The sequence below is a fragment of the Proteus sp. PR00208 genome, assembly GCF_016238545.1.
In the GTDB taxonomy this organism is placed as follows: Bacteria; Pseudomonadota; Gammaproteobacteria; order Enterobacterales; family Enterobacteriaceae; genus Proteus.
Window position 1 is genome coordinate 82,804 of sequence record NZ_JAEHQE010000014.1, and the last position, 26,206, is coordinate 109,009.

The 26,206-nt window shown below is 38.1% G+C and carries 23 protein-coding genes, 5 tRNA genes and 1 other annotated feature; of the genes, 21 read left to right on the forward strand and 7 right to left on the reverse strand.

The genetic code is table 11. The annotated features are described in order from the left end of the window. Positions 1-568: 568 nt before the first annotated feature. The 10 genes from alaS (at position 569) to JEP36_RS11170 (ending at position 8,064) form a co-directional block, all read left to right on the forward strand. Positions 569-3,196, forward strand: a complete 2,628-nt coding sequence (alaS, locus tag JEP36_RS11125) for an alanine--tRNA ligase (RefSeq protein ID WP_196534255.1) — start codon at positions 569-571, stop codon at positions 3,194-3,196. A 221-nt stretch (positions 3,197-3,417) separates the two neighbouring features. Then, entirely contained in the window at positions 3,418-3,606 is a 189-nt protein-coding gene (gene csrA / locus JEP36_RS11130; protein WP_004244778.1) for a carbon storage regulator CsrA, read from the forward strand. 466 nt (positions 3,607-4,072) lie between these two features. Then, positions 4,073-4,165 (forward strand) — tRNA-Ser (locus JEP36_RS11135). A gap of 9 nt (positions 4,166-4,174) precedes the next feature. After that, positions 4,175-4,251, forward strand: a tRNA-Arg gene (locus JEP36_RS11140). An 89-nt stretch (positions 4,252-4,340) separates the two neighbouring features. Beyond that, a tRNA-Arg gene (locus JEP36_RS11145) sits at positions 4,341-4,417 on the forward strand. Positions 4,418-4,472: 55 nt separating this feature from the next. Next, positions 4,473-4,549 (forward strand) — tRNA-Arg (locus JEP36_RS11150). A gap of 51 nt (positions 4,550-4,600) precedes the next feature. Beyond that, positions 4,601-4,677: transfer RNA gene (locus JEP36_RS11155), tRNA-Arg, on the forward strand. A 185-nt stretch (positions 4,678-4,862) separates the two neighbouring features. Continuing rightward, positions 4,863-6,443 carry a glutamate--cysteine ligase gene (gene gshA, locus JEP36_RS11160; RefSeq protein ID WP_109374403.1) on the forward strand — a complete coding sequence of 527 codons (1,581 nt, stop codon included), beginning with the start codon at positions 4,863-4,865 and terminating at the stop codon, positions 6,441-6,443. 162 nt (positions 6,444-6,605) lie between these two features. Beyond that, positions 6,606-7,121 carry an S-ribosylhomocysteine lyase gene (gene luxS / locus JEP36_RS11165; RefSeq protein ID WP_109374402.1) on the forward strand — a complete coding sequence of 172 codons (516 nt, stop codon included), beginning with the start codon at positions 6,606-6,608 and terminating at the stop codon, positions 7,119-7,121. A 193-nt stretch (positions 7,122-7,314) separates the two neighbouring features. Further along, positions 7,315-8,064 carry a hypothetical protein gene (locus JEP36_RS11170; protein WP_198626086.1) on the forward strand — a complete coding sequence of 250 codons (750 nt, stop codon included), beginning with the start codon at positions 7,315-7,317 and terminating at the stop codon, positions 8,062-8,064. Between the two features lie 44 nt (positions 8,065-8,108). On the opposite strand, the gene JEP36_RS11175 is transcribed toward JEP36_RS11170, so the two are convergent. Both JEP36_RS11175 and JEP36_RS11180 read right to left on the reverse strand, forming a co-directional pair. Then, positions 8,109-9,383 (reverse strand): HlyC/CorC family transporter, encoded by a 1,275-nt coding sequence (locus JEP36_RS11175; RefSeq protein ID WP_196534253.1) that lies wholly within the window; start codon positions 9,381-9,383, stop codon positions 8,109-8,111. A gap of 34 nt (positions 9,384-9,417) precedes the next feature. Next, complete coding sequence (locus JEP36_RS11180) at positions 9,418-10,218, reverse strand: cytochrome C assembly family protein (protein WP_069367097.1); 801 nt, start codon at positions 10,216-10,218, stop codon at positions 9,418-9,420. Between the two features lie 173 nt (positions 10,219-10,391). Here JEP36_RS11180 and ffh point away from each other — a divergent pair, with 173 nt between their 5' ends. From ffh to tyrA, 7 genes are all read left to right on the forward strand, one after another. After that, complete coding sequence (ffh, locus tag JEP36_RS11185) at positions 10,392-11,753, forward strand: signal recognition particle protein (protein ID WP_023580979.1); 1,362 nt, start codon at positions 10,392-10,394, stop codon at positions 11,751-11,753. A gap of 137 nt (positions 11,754-11,890) precedes the next feature. Continuing rightward, a complete protein-coding gene (gene rpsP, locus JEP36_RS11190; RefSeq protein WP_004244772.1) occupies positions 11,891-12,139 on the forward strand; it encodes a 30S ribosomal protein S16 in 249 nt (82 codons plus the stop codon). A gap of 18 nt (positions 12,140-12,157) precedes the next feature. Continuing rightward, complete coding sequence (gene rimM / locus JEP36_RS11195) at positions 12,158-12,703, forward strand: ribosome maturation factor RimM (RefSeq protein ID WP_109374398.1); 546 nt, start codon at positions 12,158-12,160, stop codon at positions 12,701-12,703. A gap of 39 nt (positions 12,704-12,742) precedes the next feature. Beyond that, positions 12,743-13,495: a tRNA (guanosine(37)-N1)-methyltransferase TrmD gene (trmD, locus tag JEP36_RS11200; protein WP_198630201.1), complete on the forward strand. Its 753-nt coding sequence runs from the start codon at positions 12,743-12,745 to the stop codon at positions 13,493-13,495. A gap of 52 nt (positions 13,496-13,547) precedes the next feature. Beyond that, the gene (rplS, locus tag JEP36_RS11205) at positions 13,548-13,901 is read left to right on the forward strand and encodes a 50S ribosomal protein L19 (protein ID WP_023580978.1); all 354 of its coding nucleotides are present in this window, start codon (positions 13,548-13,550) and stop codon (positions 13,899-13,901) included. Between the two features lie 406 nt (positions 13,902-14,307). After that, positions 14,308-15,402, forward strand: coding sequence for a 3-deoxy-7-phosphoheptulonate synthase (locus JEP36_RS11210; RefSeq protein WP_100158633.1), 1,095 nt, complete (start codon positions 14,308-14,310; stop codon positions 15,400-15,402). A gap of 27 nt (positions 15,403-15,429) precedes the next feature. Continuing rightward, the gene (tyrA, locus tag JEP36_RS11215) at positions 15,430-16,554 is read left to right on the forward strand and encodes a bifunctional chorismate mutase/prephenate dehydrogenase (RefSeq protein ID WP_198630202.1); all 1,125 of its coding nucleotides are present in this window, start codon (positions 15,430-15,432) and stop codon (positions 16,552-16,554) included. An 85-nt stretch (positions 16,555-16,639) separates the two neighbouring features. Here the strand turns inward: tyrA and JEP36_RS11220 are convergent, their stop codons facing one another. Together JEP36_RS11220 and JEP36_RS11225 are read right to left on the reverse strand one after the other, a co-directional pair. Continuing rightward, complete coding sequence (locus tag JEP36_RS11220; RefSeq protein ID WP_198620969.1) at positions 16,640-16,813, reverse strand: hypothetical protein; 174 nt, start codon at positions 16,811-16,813, stop codon at positions 16,640-16,642. 32 nt (positions 16,814-16,845) lie between these two features. Then, complete coding sequence (locus JEP36_RS11225; RefSeq protein ID WP_198620968.1) at positions 16,846-17,001, reverse strand: hypothetical protein; 156 nt, start codon at positions 16,999-17,001, stop codon at positions 16,846-16,848. A gap of 404 nt (positions 17,002-17,405) precedes the next feature. Here JEP36_RS11225 and JEP36_RS11230 point away from each other — a divergent pair, with 404 nt between their 5' ends. Continuing rightward, positions 17,406-18,746 carry an anaerobic C4-dicarboxylate transporter gene (locus tag JEP36_RS11230; RefSeq protein WP_196534251.1) on the forward strand — a complete coding sequence of 447 codons (1,341 nt, stop codon included), beginning with the start codon at positions 17,406-17,408 and terminating at the stop codon, positions 18,744-18,746. 82 nt (positions 18,747-18,828) lie between these two features. Here the strand turns inward: JEP36_RS11230 and pheA are convergent, their stop codons facing one another. The 3 genes from pheA to bamD form a co-directional block, all read right to left on the reverse strand. After that, on the reverse strand, positions 18,829-19,986 hold the full coding sequence (gene pheA, locus JEP36_RS11235) for a bifunctional chorismate mutase/prephenate dehydratase (protein ID WP_196534250.1): 1,158 nt from the start codon (positions 19,984-19,986) through the stop codon (positions 18,829-18,831). Between the two features lie 35 nt (positions 19,987-20,021). Next, positions 20,022-20,139, reverse strand: a sequence feature (Phe leader region). A gap of 154 nt (positions 20,140-20,293) precedes the next feature. Next, positions 20,294-20,629, reverse strand: a complete 336-nt coding sequence (gene raiA, locus JEP36_RS11240) for a ribosome-associated translation inhibitor RaiA (protein WP_109374392.1) — start codon at positions 20,627-20,629, stop codon at positions 20,294-20,296. Between the two features lie 271 nt (positions 20,630-20,900). Further along, positions 20,901-21,635, reverse strand: a complete 735-nt coding sequence (bamD, locus tag JEP36_RS11245; RefSeq protein ID WP_198620999.1) for an outer membrane protein assembly factor BamD — start codon at positions 21,633-21,635, stop codon at positions 20,901-20,903. Positions 21,636-21,770: 135 nt separating this feature from the next. Between bamD and rluD the strand changes: the two genes are divergently transcribed. The 3 genes from rluD to clpB all read left to right on the forward strand — a co-directional run bounded on the left by rluD (position 21,771) and on the right by clpB (position 26,200). After that, a complete protein-coding gene (gene rluD, locus JEP36_RS11250; protein WP_075672439.1) occupies positions 21,771-22,748 on the forward strand; it encodes a 23S rRNA pseudouridine(1911/1915/1917) synthase RluD in 978 nt (325 codons plus the stop codon). Beyond that, a complete protein-coding gene (yfiH, locus tag JEP36_RS11255; RefSeq protein WP_198630203.1) occupies positions 22,749-23,480 on the forward strand; it encodes a purine nucleoside phosphorylase YfiH in 732 nt (243 codons plus the stop codon). 146 nt (positions 23,481-23,626) lie between these two features. Then, positions 23,627-26,200: an ATP-dependent chaperone ClpB gene (gene clpB, locus JEP36_RS11260; protein WP_196534248.1), complete on the forward strand. Its 2,574-nt coding sequence runs from the start codon at positions 23,627-23,629 to the stop codon at positions 26,198-26,200. Positions 26,201-26,206: the final 6 nt, after the last annotated feature.

Consider the following 26,206-nt stretch of genomic DNA (forward strand, 5'->3'; position numbering starts at 1 on the left):
TACGATAATCTGGTTGCACCAGATAATAAATAATTGACATATAAAGATAAATATCTTCAATATATTTGGATCTAATTTAAATTGCATTTAAAGGTTTGTTGAGATGTAAGATGAATTTTATACGGATAAGTGCTTTTATTTTAGTAAGTTATCGCGCTCTCAATATTTTATTTAAGTAATAATATCTATGTGTTTATTACTAATTGCGATAAGAAAAAGAGATTATCCAGAGAAAATAAACGTATAAAGAGTAACTCCACAAAAAAGCAGTAATAGCAAATACTTTTTAATAATTACAAAATGAAAATACTTTAAGTTATTAACATTTCCCAAGATAATTGCTCTTAAATAGAGAAAAGTCCCATTCTCAGATAACAATCCCACTTTCAGAAAAAAACTAGACGATTTACAATGTCAATACGAATAAGTTTATCGGGGGTTTTACTTCTGACAGAAGAAATTCTATCTTATCCCTACTTATGTATTCGTTGGCTAAGTAGAGGTAACAATAAACCTCCTCTAACTAGATTTCTAATTTCTGTTTTTCCAGCTTGATTTCGGGATAATTATGAGCAAAAGCACCGCTGAGATCCGTCAGGCGTTTCTCGACTTTTTTCATACTAAAGGACATCAAATAGTACCTAGCAGTTCTTTGGTTCCAAATAACGATCCAACATTGCTGTTTACAAACGCAGGGATGAACCAATTCAAAGATGTATTTCTTGGATTGGATAATAGACCTTATTCCCGAGCGACAACCGCGCAACGCTGTGTGCGCGCTGGTGGTAAACATAACGATTTAGAAAATGTGGGTTATACCGCTCGTCACCATACCTTTTTTGAAATGCTAGGTAATTTCAGTTTTGGTGACTATTTCAAACATGATGCAATCAATTTTGCTTGGGAATTATTAACAAGCAAAGAGTGGTTCAACTTACCTAAAGAAAGACTTTGGGTAACGGTATATGCCACAGATGATGAAGCTTATGATATTTGGAATAAAGAAATTGGTATTCCAGCAGAAAGAATAATCCGTATTGGTGATAACAAAGGGGCACCATTTGCATCAGATAACTTCTGGCAAATGGGTGACACAGGCCCTTGTGGACCTTGTACTGAAATATTTTATGACCATGGTGACCACATTTGGGGCGGACCTCCAGGCTCACCAGAAGAAGACGGCGATCGCTATATTGAGATCTGGAACATCGTTTTCATGCAATTTAACCGTCAATCAGATGGCACAATGGATCCATTGCCAAAACCATCGGTTGATACAGGAATGGGATTAGAGCGTATTACCGCTGTTTTACAGCATGTAAACTCTAACTATGACATTGATTTATTCCGTTCTTTAATTAAATCAGTTGCACAAGTGACTAATGCAACAGATTTAGAAAATAAATCATTACGTGTTATTGCCGACCATATTCGTTCTTGTTCATTCCTTATTTGCGATGGCGTTATCCCTTCTAATGAAGGCCGAGGCTATGTTCTGCGTCGTATTATTCGTCGTGCAGTACGTCATGGTTATATGCTTGGCGCTAAAGATACCTTCTTCTATAAGTTAGTAGCTCCATTAATTGAAGTTATGGCAGAAGCGGGTGAAGAATTAAAACGCCAACAAGATATCGTTGAAAAAGTATTAAAAACGGAAGAAGAGCAGTTTGCTCGCACGTTAGAACGTGGTCTGCAATTATTAGATGAAGAGCTTGCTCAATTAACAGATGACGTTCTTCCAGGTGAAACCGCTTTCCGTCTTTATGATACTTATGGTTTCCCTCTTGATTTAACTGCCGATGTTTGTCGTGAAAGAAATATCAAAGTTGATGAAAAAGGCTTTGAAGTCGCGATGGAAGAGCAACGTAAACGCGCTCGTGAATCCAGCGGTTTCGGTACTGACTATAATAGTTTAATCAAAGTGGATAGTCGCAGTGAGTTCTCTGGTTATGAGCATGATGAACAGCAGGGCACAATTACCGCTATTTTCCATAACGGACAATCAGTCACTGAATTAAAAGCAGGTGAAGAAGGTATTATCTTCTTAAATAAAACCGCATTTTATGCAGAGTCTGGTGGTCAAGTTGGTGATAAAGGTGTTCTAACAGGTAAAGATAGCCTGTTTGAAGTCACAGATACGCAAAAATACGGTAAAGCTATTGGTCATATTGGTAAAGTTAACGTAGGGTCATTTATTGTTAACCATAAAATCAATGCAGCCATTGATACTGCTCGCCGTGATGCTATTCGTTTAAATCACTCTGCGACGCACTTATTACACGCAGCATTGCGTCAAGTTCTGGGTACGCATGTTACGCAAAAAGGTTCTTTAGTTAACGATAAATATCTGCGTTTTGACTTTTCTCATTTTGAAGCTGTTAAACCAGAACAATTACGGGAAGTTGAAGATATTGTAAATGCGCAAATCCGTCTTAACTCACCAGTTGTCACTGAGTTAATGGATCTTGAAGATGCGAAAGAAAAAGGTGCGATGGCACTCTTTGGTGAAAAATACGACGAACGAGTTCGTGTTTTAACTATGGGTGACTTCTCTACTGAGCTTTGCGGTGGTACTCACGCTTCTAGAACGGGTGATATTGGTTTATTCCGCATTGTCAGTGAGTCAGGTACTGCGGCTGGTATTCGTCGTATTGAGGCGATTACGGGTATTGCAGCAATTGAGAGTATTCATGAACAATCAGATCTCATCTCTCTTGTTGCACAAGTTCTAAAAAGTGATGGTACAAACTTGGTCGAAAGAATCAAAACAGTCCAAGAAAAACATCGTTTATTAGAAAAAGAACTCCAACAACTAAAAGATCAGCAAGCTGCCCAAGAGAGTTCCTCTTTAGGTAGCCAAGCTAAAAACGTGAAAGGTATCAAACTTTTAGTTCGTGAGCTTAATGGTGTTGAGCCGAAAATGTTAAGAACAATGGTTGATGATTTAAAAAATCAATTAGGTTCTGCAATTATTGTGCTTTCTACTATTTCTGATGGTAAAGTGAGCTTAATTGTTGGGGTCACTAAAGATTTAACTGCTAAAGTTAAAGCGGGTGAGCTAATTAGTTTTGTAGCACAGCAAATTGGCGGTAAAGGTGGCGGTCGCCCTGATATGGCTCAAGCTGGTGGTACTGACGTTGAAGCCTTACCTGCTGCTTTGGCAAGTGTTGACGAGTGGGTTGAATCGCATCTGTAAGCGATAGCAACCTGAAAAAAGGCGCTATCCCTGTTTGTATCGGGATAACGCCTTATAGAGATATTGATAATCCGTTAAATAATCAATCACTAAATTTATATTTTGTTATGAAGTATGAGTTACTTGTGATAAATAATGATTATACGAATTGACAATGTATGATGGATAATGGCCGGGAAATTCTAGAGACCCGACTCTTGTAAATTTTCAAGGAGCAAAGAATGCTTATTCTAACTCGTCGAGTTGGTGAAACGCTTATGATAGGCGATGATGTGACCGTAACCGTTTTAGGGGTTAAAGGTAATCAGGTACGGATTGGCGTAAACGCACCCAAAGAAGTATCAGTCCATCGTGAAGAGATCTATCAACGAATTCAGGCCGAGAAAACTCAGCCTACTGATAACTACTAAATCAATTCCCATTTTTTAGTCAGTTACAATTCATTCGTAAGCGTCCACACTTTTGCCGGGTTTGGGCGCTTTTCTCTTTATAAGACTTTTGATTCCTTTCTTTGTTCCTATCTTCGCTCTCCTTGAACTGTATTTATTATTGCACTATCCGTTTATTCTGATTGACAGAATTGAAAGTCTTTTTACCTCTAATCATTCGCTTCACAATTATTTGATGTGTGAATGAATTTATTTACTAAGAGAATAAAATACTTGAATGATTTTTCATCAGCGATATCATTGTGTTTAGAACTTTTTTAGCCAATCTTGATGATAAACGCATCAGTTTGTTTGTGAAGTGTTCAAACAAACGTATATTCGTAAAAAGTTGAGAAAAATTGTTTGACTTCTTAGGCTGAGAAAGTAATATGTGCGCCACACAGAGACGAGATGTTCAGTAAGAACTTCTTCGAGTGGTTCTAAATATGGTGAGATGGCCGAGAGGCTGAAGGCGCTCCCCTGCTAAGGGAGTATGCGGTCAAAAGCTGCATCGAGGGTTCGAATCCCTCTCTCACCGCCATTTAGATTTGCATCCTTAGCTCAGCTGGATAGAGTACTCGGCTACGAACCGAGCGGTCGGAGGTTCGAATCCTCCAGGATGCACCATATTCCAACCCCATGATTAATGTATGGGGTTTTTATTTTGGTGCAAATGGTGAATAATTTGCATTAAAAGCGTAAAGTATTAAAACGGCGCATCCTTAGCTCAGCTGGATAGAGTACTCGGCTACGAACCGAGCGGTCGGAGGTTCGAATCCTCCAGGATGCACCATCTCATTACTCAGATTGCTAATTGCAATATGAGCAGCTAGAAAAGTAACTACGATGCATCCTTAGCTCAGCTGGATAGAGTACTCGGCTACGAACCGAGCGGTCGGAGGTTCGAATCCTCCAGGATGCACCATCTTTTATTAGATCTCTTTAGTTTATTATTTCTAGCAAAAACGTCAGACCCGCATCCTTAGCTCAGCTGGATAGAGTACTCGGCTACGAACCGAGCGGTCGGAGGTTCGAATCCTCCAGGATGCACCATCTTAAAAGCCTCGCTTATTGCGGGGCTTTTTGCTTTCTACCATTCTATTATTTTTCATAATATAACGTCTTTGTTTAGCACCAACTAACAATGCTAACATCATCTAATCAGCGACAATTTAGTGACTTTGCGATAAAGTAACTCCTATCTATTTACTAACATCAATCAACGCGGGAGGTCACCTTTGATCCCGGACGTATCAAAAGCGCTTTCTTGGTTGGAAGCACACCCTAAAGTTTTATGTGGCATCCACCGTGGTATAGAGCGTGAAACTTTAAGAGTTACGCCAGAAGGCAATTTAGCATCAACAGAGCATCCTATTTCATTAGGTAAATCATTAACTCATAAATGGATCACAACTGATTTTGCTGAGTCTCTATTAGAGTTTATTACACCTGTTGATGACAACATTGCACATACCTTGCATTTTTTAGGTGATTTACACCGCTATACAGCTCGTCACTTAGATAATGAACGTATGTGGCCTATGAGTATGCCTTGCTTTATTGAAGCCGAAGATAAGATTACCTTGGCTCAATTTGGTACCTCTAATGTTGGGCGTTTTAAAACACTCTATCGTGAAGGGCTTAAAAATCGTTATGGCGCGTTAATGCAAACTATTTCAGGTGTGCATTACAACTTCTCACTGCCTATCGAATTTTGGCAAGCATGGGCAAATGTAAAAGATGAAGAGAGTGGGAAAGAGGCGATTTCTGATGGTTACTTACGTCTTATTCGTAACTATTATCGCTTTGGCTGGATCATTCCATTCTTCTTTGGTGCATCACCGGCAATTTGTGGATCTTTCTTAAAAGGAAGAGAAACAAATCTACCATTTGAAAGCACTCCTAAAGGGGCGAAGTATTTACCTTATGCAACTTCATTACGTTTAAGTGATTTAGGGTATACCAATAAATCTCAAAGCGATTTAGATATCACCTTTAATCATCTTGAAACGTATGTCAAAGGGCTGAAAAAAGCGATTCATAAGCCTTCTGAAGAGTTTGCTAAATTAGGTGTTAAGAAAAACGGTGAATATATTCAGTTAAACACCAATGTGTTGCAGATTGAAAATGAACTCTATGCGCCTATTCGTCCTAAACGCGTGGTTAAAGGGGATGAATCACCTTCTGATGCGTTATTACGTGGTGGTATTGAATATATCGAAGTTCGTTCACTTGATATCAATCCATTTACGCCAATTGGCGTTGACGAAACTCAAATTCGCTTCCTTGATTTATTCCTGATCTGGTGTGTATTAGCTGATGCTCCAGAGATGAGCGCCTCTGAATTAGCGTGCTGCCGTTCAAATTGGAATAACGTTATTCTAGAAGGACGTAAGCCAGGTCAAGTTATTGGAATGGGTTGTGGTGAAAGAAAAGAGCCATTAGCGCAAGTGGGTAAAGCCTTATTTGCTGATTTAGAACGTGTTGCTAATGTTCTTGATTGCTGTTCAGGCACTAAATATATGGAAGTTTGCGTTAAGTTAGAAGAAATGTTTGATAATCCTGAATTAACTTTCTCTGGCAGACTTTTAGATAAAATTAAAACGCAAGGCATTGGTGGTTTCGGCTTGTCTTTAGCTGAAGAATATTACCAAGAATTAATTAAAACACCTTATGAAACGTTAACCGATGAAGCTTTTGATCATGAGAGAATTTCATCCATAAAACGTCAAGAAGAGTTAGAAAAGAGTGATACCATTTCTTTTGATGAGTATTTGAAGATCCATGCGGGGACAAACACCGATAACGTGGCTTCCTAAACTTAGATAGAAAAAAGCCACACTAAGATTTGTGTGGCTAAAAAATTCTATAGAGAAATAGGGATGATAACAATTTGCGCGTATTCATTACTAAGACCAGGCTACTTGCAGAAAGTTTCATTTTTTCTTAAAAATATTTAAATTTTTCTTAGGAGGTTTTTTATGCCTTTATTGGATAGCTTTACTGTTGACCATACACGTATGTCAGCACCTGCTGTACGCGTTGCTAAAACAATGAAAACGCCATCAGGTGATACCATCACGGTATTTGATTTACGTTTTACTGTGCCAAATAAAAAAGCCATGCCTGAGAAAGGAATTCATACTCTAGAGCATCTGTTCGCTGGATTTATGCGTAACCATCTTAATGGTGATGGTGTTGAGATAATTGATATTTCCCCAATGGGATGCCGTACAGGCTTCTACATGAGCTTAATTGGACAACCTGAAGAGCAACGTGTAGCTAATGCATGGAAAGCGGCAATGGAAGATGTTTTGAAAGTAAAAGATCAAAACCATATCCCAGAACTGAATGTGTACCAATGTGGTACCTATGAAATGCACTCACTGACAGAAGCACAAGATATTGCACGAGATATTTTATCTCATAGTATTGGCATTAATCATAACGATGAATTAGCACTACCTGAAGAGACTTTAAAAGAGCTACATATTTAAGTCACTGCCACTTCATAAAATTAGGGGACAATAGATCAAGAAATTCGCATCCTGATTTATTGTCTCTTTTTTATTTTTATCTCCTTTATTATTTTTCTTTTCTCTACTCCATTGTTTTATTTTCTTATCTTCTTATATTGTTAGCACAGTAATGGATTAAATTTATGCTTAATACACGGAGTACACTTTTGTTATGGAAAATCGCAAATTCTCATCACCTAAATTAGTGTTAGAGTTTTTTGTTCGAGAATTTTATTTTGTAGGTAAAGGCACATTGCGTACCCAATTTCCTAAAGATGCCTTTTTCTATCAAGGACGTTCTAAAGCACTTGAATATCGTTACTTTGAACGAGTCCACAAAAAGTATGTTAAACGCTCTCAGTGTGAACCAGAGCTTATTATCAAGCCTGATTTATTATTGCTATCGTCTGAACTCAATACTGAATTATTTGCCAAAATCATTAAACCACAAACAAATACCATAATAAAAATAAGTGGTGATTATCTTTATAAAGAAAAAGAAGAAGAGCAATATCATTGGTATTTTCAACAAGATAAAATTAAAACAAACAGTTATAGTGGCGATAATTCACAGTTAAAATATGAAAATATTTGTAGCTTAGCACCTCATCATTTTAATATTGAAGCGATAAACGGTGAGGAGGCGCTTATTACTAATTTTCCACGCAAGTCCCTTTCTCTTACTTTGAATAAAGGAGAAACTGCGTGTTTTATTTGTCGGCGTGAAGAGTATGGTGCTGATTATTCTTATCAGCCTGCATTAAACTTAGTTATGTGGGTCAAAAATCATGGTTTCTATTCTGATTATCAACAATTAAAACCTGCAAAATTAATACAAGAGCAAGCGATAGAACCTTTCTATATGAAACCCGCCAGAGAGTTTGATTTTCGTAATAGCAAATTACGATTTGAGCTAGGATAAACAGTAGGAAATAAGCGCCTTAGAAGGCGCTTATTTTGTATGCATTAATGATGTGGGATTGAAAGGTGGCGAATTAATGCCTTTTTAATGACGTTATCTTGAACTTCAAGTATTTCAAATTCGTAGTCACTCACTTTTATTTTATTACCTACAACAGGTAAGTCTCCCAACTCTTCAATAATGACGCCGTTGATCGTTCGAGCTTCATCTTCAGGTAAATGCCAACCAAAAGCTTTATTGATATCTCGAATGTTTGTTGTACCATCGACTAATAATGAACCGTCTTTTTGAGGAATAACTTCTTCAGCTAAAGATGGGGACATCGAGGTAGTAAAGTCACCAACAATCTCTTCAAGAATATCTTCAACAGTGACTAAACCTTGAATCTCACCATATTCATCAACCACAACACCCGCTTTTTCATTATTACGCTGGAAGTTGACGAGTTGTAGGTTTAATGGTGTGCTTTCTGGAATAAAGTAGATTTTATCGGCCGCTTTCATCAGAATTTGCTTAGTAAATTCTTTTTTCTCTGTCATTAAGCGATAAGCTTCTCGTACTCGTAACATACCAATTGCATCGTCGAGAGTGTCACGATAAAGCACAATTCGACCGTGTGGAGAATGAGTTAATTGTCTTACGATAGATTTCCATTCGTCATTGACGTCGATACCAAAAATCTCATTTCTTGGTACCATAATATCGCCAATCGTCACTTTTTCTAAATCTAAAATCGACAGCAACATGTTCTGATTTCTTTGCGAAAGCTTTGATTTAGATTCATTAACGATAGTTCTCAATTCTTCTTTTGAGACTGCATTTCCCTGTATTATTGGGGATTTGATACCAAAAATACGCATGAGTATTAATGTGATTTTATTAAAAAACCAAACAATAGGCAGCATCATTTTTTGCAAAGGAGAAAGAATAACACTACTTGGATAAGCAACGCGCTCTGGATAAAGTGCCGCGATTGATTTTGGAAGCACTTCAGCAAAAATAAGGATAATAAAGGTCAGCACACCCGTGGCTATTGCTACACCTGCATCACCATATAAACGCATACCAACAATGGTAGCTAGTGCAGACGCAACAATATTAATCAGATTATTGCCAATCAATACTAAACTAATCAATCTGTCAGGACGTTGTAATAATTTTTCCACACGTTTTGCAGAGCGATTTCCTTGTTTTGCAGCATGACGAAGACGATAGCGATTAATCGTCATCATACTGGTTTCAGTCCCAGAAAAATAAGCTGAGGCAATAATCATACATACAAGTATGATAATGAGCGTAGTTGTCGACACATGCTCCAAAATTGAGATCCTTTTGCTACCCTAAAATAGAAAATTAATTAAGCACTAACTCTTGTAATAAACGATTACCGAAAAAAGCTAATGTCAAAATAATAGCGCCAATCAAATTAAAGATAATGACTTTCTTTCCTCTCCATCCTTCTCGGAAATGTCCCCATAATAAAATGATGTAAACAAACCAAGCAATGATAGAGAAAATAGATTTATGGATATTTTCTTTACCAAAAATATTATCCATATACACCAAACCTGTACATAAGGTCAGTGTCAGCAATACGACACCTACTTGTGTGATATGAAACATTTTACGCTCAATTGACATTAATGGTGGCATTTGAGGTGAGAATTTTAGTTTCTTATTTTTTAGTTGATAGTCGAGCCAACTAAGTTGTAAAGCATATAGAGCGGCAATTAACAGTGTGGCATAGCTTAATAAAGCCAGCCCAATATGAATAAAGAGTGATGTGCTACTTTCAAGATGTGTAACAAATTCACCCGGCATCAGCGCTGCAATAACAAGATTGACTATTGCGAAACAATAAACAATAGGCAGCAAGAACCATGCACGGCCACGAGAAGCCACAATCGTCATGATAACGCAGACCATCAGGCTCACAATTGCACCTAGATTGGTGAGTGAAAGATTTTGTCCGCTGTGGGGGCGGAAAATTAAAAATTTTAATGAAATGGCATGTGCAATAAGTGCAATTACCGCAAATAGTAGAGCTAATCCGCGGTATCCATTCTGCTCTTTTCGTAACAGACCGGGCAAAAACAGCACCAGACTGAGTAAATAAGCGCAGACAGCGACGATAGAGATTGATATAACGGGCATAGTTTCGCTTACATATATTGTTTGAATAACTTCCTAGTATAGCGCTAGGAGCATACGGCTCCAACTATTGAAGTCATTAAGCTTAAATCTCTATGCAGAGATCCGCGAGTCATCGTGATATAATCGGTGGCATACATGACCGATAAGCCCAACTTTAACACTGAGCTAAGATAATGTTTGAGAATTTAAGTGACAGACTATCGCGCACATTGCGCAATATAAGCGGTCGAGGAAGACTGACCGAAGAAAACATCAAAGAGACACTGCGTGAAGTACGTATGGCTTTATTAGAAGCTGACGTTGCCTTACCTGTGGTTCGTGATTTTATTGCGCGCGTCAAAGAGAGCGCAGTAGGGCATGAAGTTAACAAAAGCCTGACACCGGGTCAGGAGTTTGTGAAGATTGTTCAAAATGAACTCGTCAATGCGATGGGGGAAGTGAATACTGACCTTGATCTATCAGCGCAACCGCCAGCTGTTGTGTTAATGGCAGGTTTGCAAGGTGCCGGTAAAACAACCAGTGTCGCAAAACTAGGTAAATTCTTAAAAGAGAAAAAGAAGAAAAAAGTTCTTGTTGTTTCTGCTGACGTTTATCGCCCAGCAGCGATTAAACAGCTTGAAACGTTAGCCGAAACGGTTGGCATTGATTTCTTCCCTTCAACTGTTCAAGAAAATCCAGTCACAATTGCAAGTAATGCATTAAAACATGCACAACTTCAATTCTATGATGTATTGCTGGTGGATACGGCAGGTCGTTTACACGTAGATGAAGGCATGATGGAAGAGATCCAACTTCTCCATAAAGCCATTAATCCAGTTGAAACCCTGTTTGTTGTTGACGCCATGACGGGTCAAGATGCGGCAAATACAGCAAAAGCATTCAATGAAGCATTGCCATTAACAGGGGTTGTATTAACCAAAGTTGATGGTGATGCGCGTGGTGGTGCAGCATTATCCATTCGCCATATCACGGGTAAGCCAATTAAATTCCTCGGTGTTGGGGAAAAAACAGAAGCCTTAGAACCTTTCCACCCAGATCGTATTGCCTCTCGTATTTTAGGCATGGGTGATGTTCTGTCTTTAATTGAAGACATTGAAAGCAAAGTTGATAGAGCACAAGCTGAAAAGCTAGCGACAAAGCTTAAAAAAGGTGATGGCTTTGATCTAAATGATTTTTTAGATCAATTAAAGCAGATGAAAAACATGGGCGGCATGGCGAGTATGTTAAGCAAAATGCCGGGTATGTCTCAGGTGCCAGATGCAGTAAAATCACAAATGGATGATTCAATTTTAGTGAAAATGGAAGCGATTATTAATTCCATGACTAAAAAAGAACGCCAAAAACCAGAAATCATCAAAGGTTCTAGAAAACGCCGTATTGCAGCGGGTTCAGGAACACAAGTGCAAGACGTCAACCGTTTATTAAAACAGTTCGATGATATGCAACGTATGATGAAAAAAATGAAAAAAGGTGGCATGGCTAAGATGATGCGTAGCATGAAAGGTATGATGCCACCTGGATTCCCAGGCCGATAAAATCAAAAAGCCTGAAAAAAAACGTGCTTTGGATTGCTTTTTTCGCCAAAGTGAGTAAACTTTTCGGGCTTTTTATATGACAACCGGACTCCGTTCCTCGATGGCGTCTGGTTGTTTTATTAACTAATGAGGATGTTATGGTAACAATTCGTTTAGCTCGTGGCGGCGCAAAAAAGCGTCCGTTTTACCAAGTAGTAGTAACCGATAGCCGCAATGCACGTGATGGTCGTTTCATTGAGCGTGTAGGCTTTTATAACCCACTGGCAACCGGTAATGCAGAAGAATTACGTTTAGACGTAGACCGTGTTGAACACTGGGTTGCTCAAGGCGCAACAGTTTCAGAACGTGTTGCTGGCCTGATCAAATCAGCGAAGAAAAGCGCTTAATCTGTCGCGGTGGTAACAATGAGCGAACAAAAAACCTTAAAAGAACCTATAGAACCTATTGTAATGGGTAAATTGGGTTCACCTTACGGGATCCGTGGTTGGCTCAGAGTTTTTTCCTCCACCGAACACGCCGAAAACATTTTTGAATATCAACCGTGGTTTATTCAACGTCATGGACAGTGGGAAACTATTGAAATTGAAAGTTGGAAACATCACAACCAAGATATTATCGTCAAGCTAAAAGGTATTGATGACAGAGATGCGGCTAATATCCTGACTAATTTTGAAATTGTTGTGAATGCTTCGCAACTTCCAGAGCTTGAAGGTGAATATTACTGGAAAGATCTGATGGGTTGCCATGTAGAAACTGACAAAGGCTACGATCTGGGTGTCGTTACTGACATGATGGAAACGGGCTCAAATGATGTCATGGTCATTAAAGCTAATCTGAAAGATGCGTTCGGTGCCGGGGAACGGCTAATCCCGTTTCTTGATGGGCAGGTTATCAAGAAAGTCGATCTCTCAGCGAAAAAAATTATCGTTGATTGGGATCCTGGTTTTTAGATTATTCCGGTTAACGGTTCTCAATAGTGGGACACAAAAATGTGGATTGGGGTAATTAGCCTATTTCCAGAAATGTTCCGCTCTATAACCGAGTACGGGGTGACTGGTCGGGCAGTGAAGCATGGTCTGCTCAATGTAGAATGTTGGAATCCCCGAGATTTTACATACGACAGACACAATACCGTTGATGATCGTCCTTATGGCGGTGGTCCTGGTATGTTGATGATGGTACAACCTTTAAGGGAAGCCATTCATCAAGCGAAAGCTGCGGCAGGTGATGGAGCAAAGGTGATTTATTTATCACCTCAGGGACGCAAACTCGATCAACAAGGAGTTTGTGAACTGGCAACAAATGAGAAGTTAATTCTGGTTTGTGGTCGGTATGAAGGTATAGATGAGCGTGTCATTCAGACTGAAATCGATGAAGAGTGGTCTGTAGGTGATTACGTATTAAGTGGTGGGGAATTACCTGCCATGATAATGATAGATGCAGTAGCGCGCTTTGTACCGGGTGTTCTCGGACATGCAGCCTCTGCGAAAGAAGATTCTTTTGCTGAAGGTTTACTGGATCATCCTCACTATACTCGCCCAGAGGTTTTAGATGGTATGGAAGTTCCGGCAGTTTTACTGTCAGGCAACCATGCTCATATTAATCGCTGGCGCATGAAGCAATCACTGGGTCGAACCTGGCTAAGAAGACCTGAGCTTCTGGAAAGCCTAGCTCTGACTGACGAGCAAAGAGTGCTGTTAACAGAGTTCCAACAGGAATATCTGTCAGGAACAGCAGAGTAAGTCTGACACAAGATGTCATTAATATCAGTTTACCTAGGGTAAGAGAGTTATTATGAGCAATATTATTAAACAAATCGAACAAGAACAGATGAAGCAAGATGTTCCTTCATTCCGTCCTGGTGACACTTTAGAAGTTAAAGTATGGGTTGTTGAAGGTTCTAAAAAACGTCTGCAGGCATTCGAGGGCGTGGTTATCGCTATTCGTAACCGCGGTCTGCACTCTGCATTCACTGTTCGTAAAATTTCTAATGGCGAAGGTGTTGAGCGTGTATTCCAAACTCACTCTCCAGTCGTAGATAGCATCACTGTGAAACGTCGTGGTGCGGTTCGTCAAGCTAAACTGTACTACCTGCGTGAGCGTTCAGGTAAGGCTGCTCGTATTAAAGAGCGTCTTAACGCTAAATAATACGCTTTCGCACATCCGAAAGTTATTGTTAAAAGGTCAGCATTTGCTGACCTTTTTTATATCACCCCATGTTGAAAATACTGCTTGTTAGTTTTTACCTCTTTTACCTCTATATCCCTATCTTATCTATTCTTCATATGTCGAGATTCATTAAAAGATAAGCTGTAAATATATTTTTACAAAATGGTATTTTAATTCAATCTTCATCACATTATTTATGCTCTCTCTTTTTATTGTAACTAATTGTTATTTATTGTTTATTTGTATCAAAAACATTAATCGTAAAGATATGATTACATTGCTGTCAAAATTATTAAAAATATGGATTGATTTCTTTACATTGCGTGTTATCTTATCTTTCAGACACACAAAAATCACAATGACAGATATAAAAAAGGTAAAGATTATGATCATGCAAAAAGACGCACTCAATAATGTGAATATCAGCGAAGAGCTGGTTTTAATTACTCCAGAAGAGTTAAAACAAAAATACCCATTGAGTCGCAATGATCTGCATGCCATTGCTCAGTCACGTCAAACAATTTCTGAAATTGTCCAACGTCGTGATCCTCGCTTACTCGTGGTATGTGGGCCTTGTTCCATTCATGATGTCGATGTTGCGTTAGATTACGCAAAACGCCTGAAAGTCTTAGCGTCTGAATTAAGTGATAGTCTGTATATTGTGATGCGTGTCTACTTTGAAAAACCTCGTACAACTGTTGGGTGGAAAGGTTTAATCAGCGATCCATTTATGGATGGTAGCTTTGAGATGGAAAAAGGGTTACATATTGCCCGTAAGCTATTGACTGAGCTTGTACAATTAGGTTTGCCTCTAGCGACTGAAGCGTTAGATCCTAACAATCCACAATACTTAGGTGATTTATTTAGTTGGTCTGCAATTGGAGCCAGAACAACAGAATCTCAGACTCACCGTGAAATGGCATCAGGGCTTTCAATGCCAGTTGGATTTAAAAACGGAACAGATGGTAATTTAGATACTGCGATTAACGCGATGAAAGCGGCTTCTATGCCACACCGGTTTATGGGAATTAATCAATCAGGGCAGGTTTGTTTATTACAAACACAAGGTAACCCTGATGGTCATGTTATTTTACGTGGTGGAAAAACACCAAACTACCATGAAGAAGATGTTGCTCAGTGTGAAGCTCAAATGGTAAAAGCAGGATTAAAACCATCATTAATGATTGATTGCAGCCATGGTAATTCTAATAAAGATTTCCGTCGTCAAACAGCGGTGGTTGATTCTGTGATTGAGCAAATTACTAAAGGTAATGAATCAATCACTGGCATTATGTTAGAAAGCCATATTAATGAAGGCAATCAATCGTCAGAGCAATCTCGTAGTGAAATGAAATACGGTGTCTCAGTAACAGATGCGTGTATTAGTTGGGAAACAACGGAGTCAGTATTAAGAAATTTACATGCTCAACTTTCCCCGATTTTGGTTCAGCGTGAAGCTCAGTTAAAAAAAGTTAGTTAATCATAAAGAAAAAAGAGGCAAGCATAGATGGCTGAAGAATTACAAGGTTTGCGTGAGCAAATTGATCAGGTAGATAAATCACTGCTTTCTTTACTCGCAAAAAGAATGCAGTTGGTAGCTGAAGTGGGAGAAGTTAAAAACCGTCATGGCTTACCGATTTATGCGCCTGATAGAGAAGCCGCTATGCTTGCTTCTCGTCGTAATGACGCACAAATGATGGGAATTTCCCCAGATTTGATTGAAGATGTGTTACGCCGAGTAATGCGAGAATCCTATACTAAAGAGAATGACAAGGGATTTAAAACTCTTAAGCCTCAACTTGGTAAAATCGTTATTGTGGGAGGAAATGGGAAAATGGGTAAACTATTTTCTCGTTTGTTTACACTCTCTGGCTATCAAGTTGAAAGTTTAGAAGCTGATGAATGGCAAACTAAGTCGCCTGCTATTTTTGATAATGCAGGAATGGTAATAATTAGTGTACCTATCCATTTAACCGTTGAGGTTATTGAACAATTACCGCCATTGCCTAAAGATTGCTTATTAGTCGATTTAGCTTCTATCAAAAAAGCCCCTTTAGAGGCGATGTTAAAGGCACATAGTGGGCCCGTTTTAGGTCTTCATCCAATGTTTGGCCCTGATGTGCCCAGTTTGGCAAAACAGGTTGTGGCTTATTGTGAAGGCCGAAACCATCAAGAATTTGAATGGTTGCTAGAGCAATTAATGGTATGGGGAGCAAAAATTGAGGAGATTACGCCAGAAGAGCATGATAAAAACATGAGTTTTATTCAAGCACTTCGACATTTTACTACCTTTGCTTACGGTCAGCATTTAGCAAAAGAAAAAGTGGACTTAGCCAGTTTACTGCGACTCTCATCTCCTATTTATCGCTTAGAATTGGCAATGATAGGACGACTGTTTGCTCAAGATCCTCAACTCTATGCTGATATTATTTTATCATCACAAGAGAATATTGAACTAATTCGTAGATATCATCATTCTTTGGGGCAAGCTATCGATTTATTAGATATAAATGCAAAGAGTGAGTTTGTTCGTTCATTTAATAACGTGAGTGATTGGTTTGGCGATTATGCTACTCAATTTATGAAAGAGAGTGGTGTATTATTACAAAAGGCTAACGATAGCCGAATCTAGTTAAATTATTTGTTATATAAAAGGTCGAGCAATAAAATAAATTGTTCGGCCTTTTTATTTTATTAATTATTTCATGTTTAGCTTATCACCAGTCATCATCACAAGGTGGCCAAACACAACGACTAGAAGCAGAGATATTGCTATTATTTTGAGAATATTCAATTTTCGATGTTATATTTTTTTCTGCCTTATCATCAAAATAAGCACTCGTATAACTAGCGAATAAAAATGAGCATATTAAAATATATGATTTATTCATAATAACTCCTTTTAAAACAAAATGCTTAAAAGTTAATAGTCTTTAGGATCTGGACATGGGCTTACTGTGCAACGTTTCAAATCCGTTTGAGACGTTAGTGAGTAAGTGTGATAACCCTCTTTTAATTTAATTTCATCTACGTTATTGGTAAAAAATAGACTTAAAATCAGTATGATAAAAGTGTTCATATTCTTTCCCGCCATTTAATAATAGATAAGAATCACATATTTTTACTTAGAAAATAAAAGTAGAGAAATATAAATATACATTTAAAAACAATAAGATAAATATCTATATTTATTAATAGATTAATACATCTTGTGTTTATTGTTATTTAATTGTTATCTCAGAGTTTAATTTAATAATAATTAATGTTCAAGATTGTCTTTTTATTAAAAGTTATTTGTTGATGAGATCTTAAAAATGAATGAAATTAAAAGGTATTATTAAAATTATAACAATGATCAAAAAAATGCCTATAACAATTATCGTAAATTATATTTTATAAGCTCTTTTTTTTTGCAATAAGTGCTAAAAATTTCATTGTATTATTTTTTGTTTATATTCCGACGTGTTTTTCAAGGGGTAATTTATGGATTTTTTAATACAACTCGCCATTATATTAGTGTGTCTATTTTATGGGGCTAGAAAGGGAGGAATTGCACTAGGTCTATTAGGTGGTGTAGGTTTGGTTATTTTAGTTTTTGTTTTTAACCTCCCTCCAGGAAAACCACCTGTTGATGTAATGTTAGTTATTATTGCCGTTGTTTCTGCATCAGCAACATTACAAGCATCTGGTGGATTAGATGTTATGTTGCAAATAGCAGAAAAATTATTACGTAAAAATCCAAAATATATTTCTATTGTTGCACCACTCGTAACTTGTACTCTTACAATATTATGTGGTACTGGGCACGTTGTTTATACCATATTGCCAATAATCTATGATGTGTCGATTAAAAATAATATTCGTCCGGAAAGACCAATGGCGGCAAGTACAATCGGCTCTCAAATGGGGATTATTGCCAGTCCAGTTTCCGTTGCCGTTGTTACATTAGTCGCAATGCTCGGTGATGTGACTTTTAATGGTAAACACCTTGAATTTTTAGATTTATTAGCAATTACTATTCCTTCTACTTTTATTGGTATTTTAGCCATTGGTATCTTTAGCTGGTTTAGAGGAAAAGATTTAGATAAAGACCAACGCTTCCAAGAATTTGTTTCGGTTCCTGAAAACCATGATTATGTTTATGGTGATACAGCAACACTTCTAGATAAAAAGCTCCCTATGAAAAACTGGGTAGCAATGTGGATTTTCTTAGGTGCAATTGCTGTTGTGGCAATATTAGGTGCTTTCTCTGAAATACGTCCTGTATTTAATGGCAAGCCATTATCTATGGTGCTCGTTATTCAGATGTTTATGTTATTAGCTGGCGCGTCAATTATTATTATCTGTAAAACCAACCCTTCTCTTATTTCTAAAAATGAAGTATTTCGTTCAGGGATGATAGCAATTGTTGCCGTGTATGGTATTGCTTGGATGGCAGAGACAATGTTCTCTGCACATATGAAAGAAATAGAAGCTGCATTAGGACAATTAGTACGAGAATATCCTTGGGCTTATGCAGTTGTCTTATTATTGGTATCTAAGTTTGTTAATTCACAAGCAGCGGCTTTAGCAGCCATTGTTCCTTTAGCATTGGGTATTGGTGTTGATCCTGCTTATATCATTGCATCTGCACCTGCTTGTTATGGTTACTATATTCTTCCTACTTATCCTAGTGACTTAGCCGCTATTCAATTTGACCGTTCTGGTACAACTCGAATAGGGCGATTTGTTATTAACCATAGCTTTATTCTACCAGGATTAATTGGTGTAACTGTTTCCTGTGTCTTTGGTTGGATATTTGCAGCGATGTATGGCTTCTTATAATGAGTGACAAAGTAAGAATATGAGATAAAAAAAGCCAGATAGGTGATGTACTATCTGGCTTATTTATTAGTGGATCGTTTTATTATTTTACTTCAACAGGAACGACATTCTCGGAAGGATAACAACCTAATACTTTTAATGAACGTGTTGTTTGTGATAAATCGTGTAAGGCTTTTTGCATATTAATATCACGTAAATTTGCTTGAACATCAATATAAAACATCTCTTCCCAAGGTGTGCCATTAATAGGACGAGACTCGAGTTTCGTCATAATAATGTCGTATTTTTTTAAAATCATTAATGCATCGACTAATGCACCCGCTTGTTGCCCAGTAGCCATTAAGAAGGTTGTTTTAGCGGGTACTTGCTCTGAAACATCAATGGCTTTTCGTGCAATAACAATAAAGCGTGTTACGTTTATTTGCTGGTTTGCTAAATTATTAGCTAAAGGTTTTAAACCATAAAGAGAGCCACCGGCTTCACTACCAATAGCCGCAACAAGTGGTGATTGTGCAAGAGCTACTTTTTCCATTGCAGCAGCTGTACTTTCGCAATATTCAATTTTCCAGTTTGGATACTGATTTAAATAATGACTGCATTGTTGGAAGGGTTGAGGATGACTATAAATAGTTTGCAACTCTTCTGTACTGCTATCAACACTTGTTAAAAGCGCATGATTAATAGGGATGCGAATTTCTCCAACAATAGAGATTGATGTTGTTTGCAGTAAATCGTAAACATCATTAATTGCCCCTGAACTGGTATTTTCAATAGGTAGTAAACCGTAATCAGCTTGGCCTGTATCGACAAGTGTAAAAATGTCATCAAATTTCTGGCAAGTGCAATCAACGAAGCTATCAAAATGGCGGGCTGCATATTGACGAGCAGCAATATGTGAATAAGAGCCTTTAGGCCCTAAATAAGCAATTCTGGCTGATTCATTCGGTGTTGCATTAAGATGTTGTTGTAGAATGGCTTGTTGCGTTAAGACAGAGTCTTCAATGATCATTTGAAAAATACGACTAATATAAAAACCATCTAGCCCAACGTTTTTTCCTTTCTCAATCAATAAATCAAGTAATTCACGCTCACGATTTTTATCTCTAATAGGGCGATGTGTATTCAATTTAAATTGAGCAACATCAGCAGATAATTGACGTCTGTTTGCTAACAATGTTAGTAATTCTGAATCTAACATTGTGATTTTATCTCTGATTGCTGATAAATCGAGTTTTTCCATGTTTAAGCCCTATACCGTTATGTCATGCCATCATAAATAAAAAAGCCTCCAATTTTGGAGGCTATTGTCGTTCTTACTTTTCTTTCTGAAATGACAAAGCCTCTTAATGAAAGAGTAGAAAGAAAAAGAAGAAAGGCAAATGTGAATGTTTTTTCATTATATTGATTGGTAAATTATTTAACATATCGCTATCAAACATGATGATGTGAATAGAGTCAAGAAAAATACAATAAAAAGCGCATCACGAGGATGCGCAGAGGCGTTTTGAGTCAGTGATTTATTCTAATTTTTAATCTTGCTTTACTATTTACATTTCATCGACAAGTAAATTCTCTTCTTTCAGGCTGTTATCAGCCCGACGAGATTCGTTTTTATGCTGAACTTTGTTTAATTGACGTTCAAGTTTTGCGAGTAATTCATTAATTGCAACATACATATCAGTGTGTTGTGCATTAGCGACCAATTGCCCATTTGGTGTATGAATGCTGGCATCAACACTAAAACCTTTAGGATCTTTCGTAAGAATAATATGAGGATTGATTAAATTCACCTGCCATTTATTGAGTTTAGTTAGACGGCTTTCAATGTGTTCACGTAGTGCTGGGGTAATTTCCATTTGTTTGCTAGTAATATTTATAATCATATAGTTACCTCTTTATTACTCCGTCTTCGATAACTTCAGAATATCGTGATACACAATTTAAAACATGATCAAAATCACTTTTTGTTAGATGTATGTGTAACTAGTAATAGAAACGTGACAAATGATAAATAGCTGAAAAAGACCGCTTGTTAAGTTGCATTTATTCAGTCATATTAGGAAGGTTGGGCTGATGAAAAGCAAAGACAATTTAGCTAGAAAAGAATAAAAAAACAGCAGCGATAAGCTGCTGTTTTTGATGGTGATGTTTTTGTTAGGCTGGATTGGCTGCAATTAGTGAAGCTACTTTTTCTGCTTCTTGCGTCAGACCTAATTCTTTATAAGCGTTTTCCATATAGACAAGCGCGTCACGAGTAGCTTGTGTGTCAGGATAATCGCGCATCATTTGCTCTACTCTATTAATAACCGCGACATAAGCCCCTCGTTTAGTATAGAATTTTGCAACAGAAAGCTCATACTTCGCTAAACGGTTTTTAAGAAAGACTAGGCGTTTGGTTGCATCGGCGACATAAAGGCTGTCTGGATAGTAACGAACTAATTGACTAAAATCTTTAAATGCCACGATGGCATGTTGAGGATCACGGTCTGAACGATCAATACCAAAGAATCCTTGTAATGCACTATCATCTAATGCTTGAGCTGTTAAGCCTCGCATATAAAGAACATAGTCGATATTAGGATGGGTTGGGTTTAATCGCATAAAACGGTCGATTGCAGAAATCGCCATTGGTAGTTCCGCTGATTTATAATAAGCATAAATCAGATCGAGTTGAACTTGTTGCGAGTAAGGGCCAAAAGGATAGCGATTATCGAGAGACTCTAATTGTTTGATAGCCGCTCCATAATTGCCATCTAGCAATTTTTCCTGACTGGTTGAGTAAAGCTCAGAAGGCGACATATCGGCAGTAACGTCTTTGTCTGAACTCGAACAGCCAGCAAGTAACAGGCTTACAGTGGCCGCTGCCACCAGGTATTTAATGCGTCTCATCACGTATTGATTATCCTCTGAATAGGTTTGGGGAGTCTCTCCGTGAAGCTCCCCTGAAATCGGTTACACTATAACTCATTTTAAATGAAACGGCTGTGCCGTCAAAACACTAACTTAATTAATAGAAAATTATTTATGTCTCAACAAATACGACTTAATGCTACAGTCGCAGATTCACAGCTGGGTCAACGCTTAGATCAGGCTTTGGCCGAAATGTTCCCTGATTATTCAAGATCTCGTATAAAAGAGTGGATCTTAGACAATAGAGTGCAGGTTAACGATAAAATCATCAATAAGCCAAAAGAAAAAATGCTTGGCGGTGAAAAAATTGAAGTCGATGCCTTAATTGAAGAGGAAGTTCGCTGGGAGCCTCAGAATATTCCGTTAAATATCGTTTATGAAGATGACGATATTTTAGTTATCAATAAGCCAAGAGATCTCGTTGTTCATCCTGGTGCGGGTAATCCTGATGGCACCGTATTAAATGCATTACTTTATCGCTATCCAGAGATTGCTAATGTACCTCGTGCGGGTATTGTCCATCGATTGGATAAAGATACAACAGGTTTAATGGTTGTTGCAAAAACAGTTCCTGCTCAAACGCATTTAGTTGAAGCTTTACAACGTCGTGAAATCACGCGTGAGTATGAAGCGGTTGCAACAGGAAGAATGACTGCGGGAGGATTAGTGAATGAACCTATTTCTCGACATCCAACTAAACGGACACATATGGCTGTGCACCCAATGGGTAAACCAGCAGTAACACATTATCGTGTTATGGAGCATTTCCGTGCTCATACACGTTTGCGTTTACGTTTAGAAACCGGTCGTACTCACCAAATTCGTGTTCATATGGCTCATATTCACCATGCTTTAATCGGTGATCAGCTTTATGCAGGAAGACCTCGTCCTTTAAAAGGGGCTTCAGATGAATTACGTGAAACGTTACGCTTATTTGATAGACAAGCGCTACATGCAACGATGCTACGTCTTTATCATCCAATAACAGGTATTGAAATGGAATGGCATGCACCATTGCCTGATGATATGGTTAAGCTTATCGATGTGCTAAAAGCTGACGTTGAACAGTTTAAAGATGAAATGGATTGGTAAATGACTTCATTGATTTTTCCAGATTGGCCACAACCTGAAAATATTGGGTCTTGCAGTACCTTGAGAGAAGGTGGGATTAGTCTACCGCCTTATAACAGCCTCAATTTAGGTACTCATGTTGGTGATAAATTGTCTGATGTTGAAGAAAATAGACGCAGACTTTGCCAGCAAGCTCAATTGCCTGAAATGCCACTATGGCTTGAACAAGTTCATGGTACTCATGTTGTTACGCTAAATACTGAGAAAAATGATGAAATACAAGGTGATGCCCTTTACACCTCTACCGTGAAAAAAGTTTGCGCAATTATGACGGCAGATTGTTTGCCAGTCCTTTTTACAACTGTTGATGGAACAGAAGTTGGCGCCGCTCATGGTGGATGGCGAGGGCTTTGCCATGGTGTATTACAGAATACACTTGCGCAGTTTAAAGCACCTAAAGATCAAATTATGGCATGGTTAGGGCCAGCAATTGGACCAACTGCTTTTGAGGTTGGTGCAGAAGTCCGTTTGGCGTTTATAGAGAAAAATATTGCCTTTGAATCTGCATTTATTCCCCATAATGGTAAATATTTAGCTAATATTTATATGTTAGCGAGAATAATCTTACAGGAAAGTGGAATAACTCAGATTTATGGTGGCGATTTTTGTACTGTAACTGATCCATCGCGCTTCTTTTCTTATAGACGAGAGCATGTAACTGGGCGAATGGCATCATTAATCTGGATTAAATAAACTTCCTCTCAACGTTTTTTCTCACTTATCTCAAATATTGATGAATATTTTTGCTCAAAATTTTTATTTTGAGCTTGAATATTGTCAAAATGACCTCATCTATTCTCCAGTTACGAATTTTACTTTAAATTTTACTTGGAGGTGTTATGCGTCTGGATAAATTAACCAACAAATTCCAGCAAGCTCTCGCAGACGCCCAGTCATTGGCACTTGGGAACGATAATCAATTTATAGAACCCATACATTTACTGAGTGCGTTATTTAATCAACAAGGTGGCTCAATTCGCCCTCTATTAACATCCGTAGGTGTTAATGCATCGCAATTTAATGAGCGAATTAATGATGCTTTGTCTCGATTACCTAAAGTCGAAGGTGCTGGTGGAGAGGTTCATCCCTCAAATGATTTAATTAAGCACCTTAACTTGTGCGATAAATTGGCACAGAAAAAAGGTGACGAATTTATTTCGTCAGAGCTCTTTCTTTTAGCTGCTATGGAAACCGGTGGGCAAGTTGCTGATATGCTAAAAGCTGCCGGAGCGAATAAAGCAAGTCTTGAGATAGCGATTGAAAAAATACGTGGTGGAGAAACAGTGAACGATCAAAATGCAGAAGACCAACGTCAGGCATTGAAAAAATATACTGTGGATTTAACGGAAAGAGCAGAACAAGGCAAACTCGATCCTGTTATTGGTCGTGATGAAGAAATAAGAAGAACTATTCAAGTTCTACAACGCCGTACTAAAAACAACCCTGTGCTTATTGGTGAACCAGGGGTTGGTAAAACGGCCATTGTTGAAGGTTTGGCTCAACGTATTGTTAATGGTGAAGTCCCTGAAGGTTTAAAGAATAAGCGTGTACTTTCTTTAGATATGGGCTCGTTATTAGCAGGTGCTAAATACCGTGGTGAATTTGAAGAACGTTTAAAAGCGGTTTTAAATGATTTATCTAAACAGGAAGGCAGTGTCATTCTGTTTATTGATGAATTACATACGATGGTTGGCGCAGGTAAAGCTGACGGTGCTATGGATGCGGGAAATATGTTAAAGCCGGCATTAGCTCGTGGTGAATTACACTGTGTGGGTGCAACAACACTTGATGAATATCGTCAATATATTGAAAAAGATGCGGCATTAGAGCGTCGTTTCCAAAAAGTGTATGTGGCTGAGCCAACTGTAGAAGATACTATTGCTATTTTACGTGGTCTGAAAGAACGTTATGAACTTCATCATCATGTTCAAATTACAGATCCTGCGATTGTTGCGGCTGCGACTTTATCTCATCGTTATATCTCTGACCGTATGTTACCAGATAAAGCGATTGACTTAATTGATGAAGCGGGCGCAAGCCTACGTATGCAGATGGATTCAAAACCAGAAGCATTAGATAGACTTGATAGACGTATTATTCAGCTGAAACTTGAACAACAAGCACTGCAAAAAGAGTCTGATGATGCAAGTAAAAAACGTTTAGAGATGCTAAATGAAGAACTTGCTGAAAAAGAGAAAGAGTATTCTGCTTTAGAAGAAGAGTGGAAAGCAGAAAAAGCAGAACTTACTGGCACTCAACATATTAAATCTGAATTAGAGCAGGCTCGTATTGCATTAGAACAAGCTCGCCGTAGCGGTGATTTGGCGAAAATGTCAGAGATCCAATATGGACAAATCCCGACGTTAGAAAAACAGCTTGCTGAAGCTAATAAAGCTGAAGATAAACATATGAAGCTGTTACGTAATAAAGTCACTGATGCTGAAATTGCTGAAATCTTGGCTCGTTGGACAGGTATTCCTGTATCTAGAATGCTAGAAGGGGAACGTGAAAAACTGCTAAGAATGGAACAAGAGCTACATAGACGTGTTATTGGTCAAGCTGAGGCTGTGAGTGCAGTATCTAATGCTATTCGTCGTAGCCGTGCTGGATTATCTGATCCTAATCGTCCAATTGGTTCATTCTTATTCTTAGGACCTACTGGGGTAGGTAAGACTGAGTTGTGTAAAGCATTAGCGAACTTCTTGTTTGATAGTGATGATGCAATGGTTCGTATCGATATGTCTGAATTTATGGAAAAACACTCCGTTTCTCGTTTAGTGGGTGCACCTCCAGGATATGTTGGTTACGAAGAAGGTGGATATTTAACAGAAGCCGTTCGCCGTCGCCCTTATTCAGTCATTTTATTAGATGAAGTTGAAAAAGCGCATCCAGACGTATTCAATATTTTATTACAAGTATTGGATGATGGTCGTTTAACGGATGGACAAGGCAGAACAGTAGATTTTCGTAATACAGTTGTGATTATGACATCGAACTTGGGGTCTGATTTAATTCAAGAACGCTTCGGGACAATTGATTATCCTGAAATGAAAAACATTGTGATGGATGTTGTTGGCCATCATTTCAGACCAGAGTTTATCAACCGTATTGATGAAGTTGTGGTATTCCACCCATTAGGTAAAGAAAACATTGCAGCGATTGCACAAATTCAATTGCGTCGTTTATACCAGCGTTTAGAAGAGCGTGGTTATCACGTTACTATCACTGGGGCTGCATTAGAGAAATTGAGTGAAGTTGGATTCGATCCAATTTATGGTGCTCGTCCATTAAAACGGGCTATCCAGCAAGAGGTTGAAAATCCATTAGCTCAAGATATTTTGTCTGGCAAATTATTACCGGGCAAAGAGATTATCTTAGATTTAGATGACAATAAGATAATCGCGAAGCAGTAATAGATA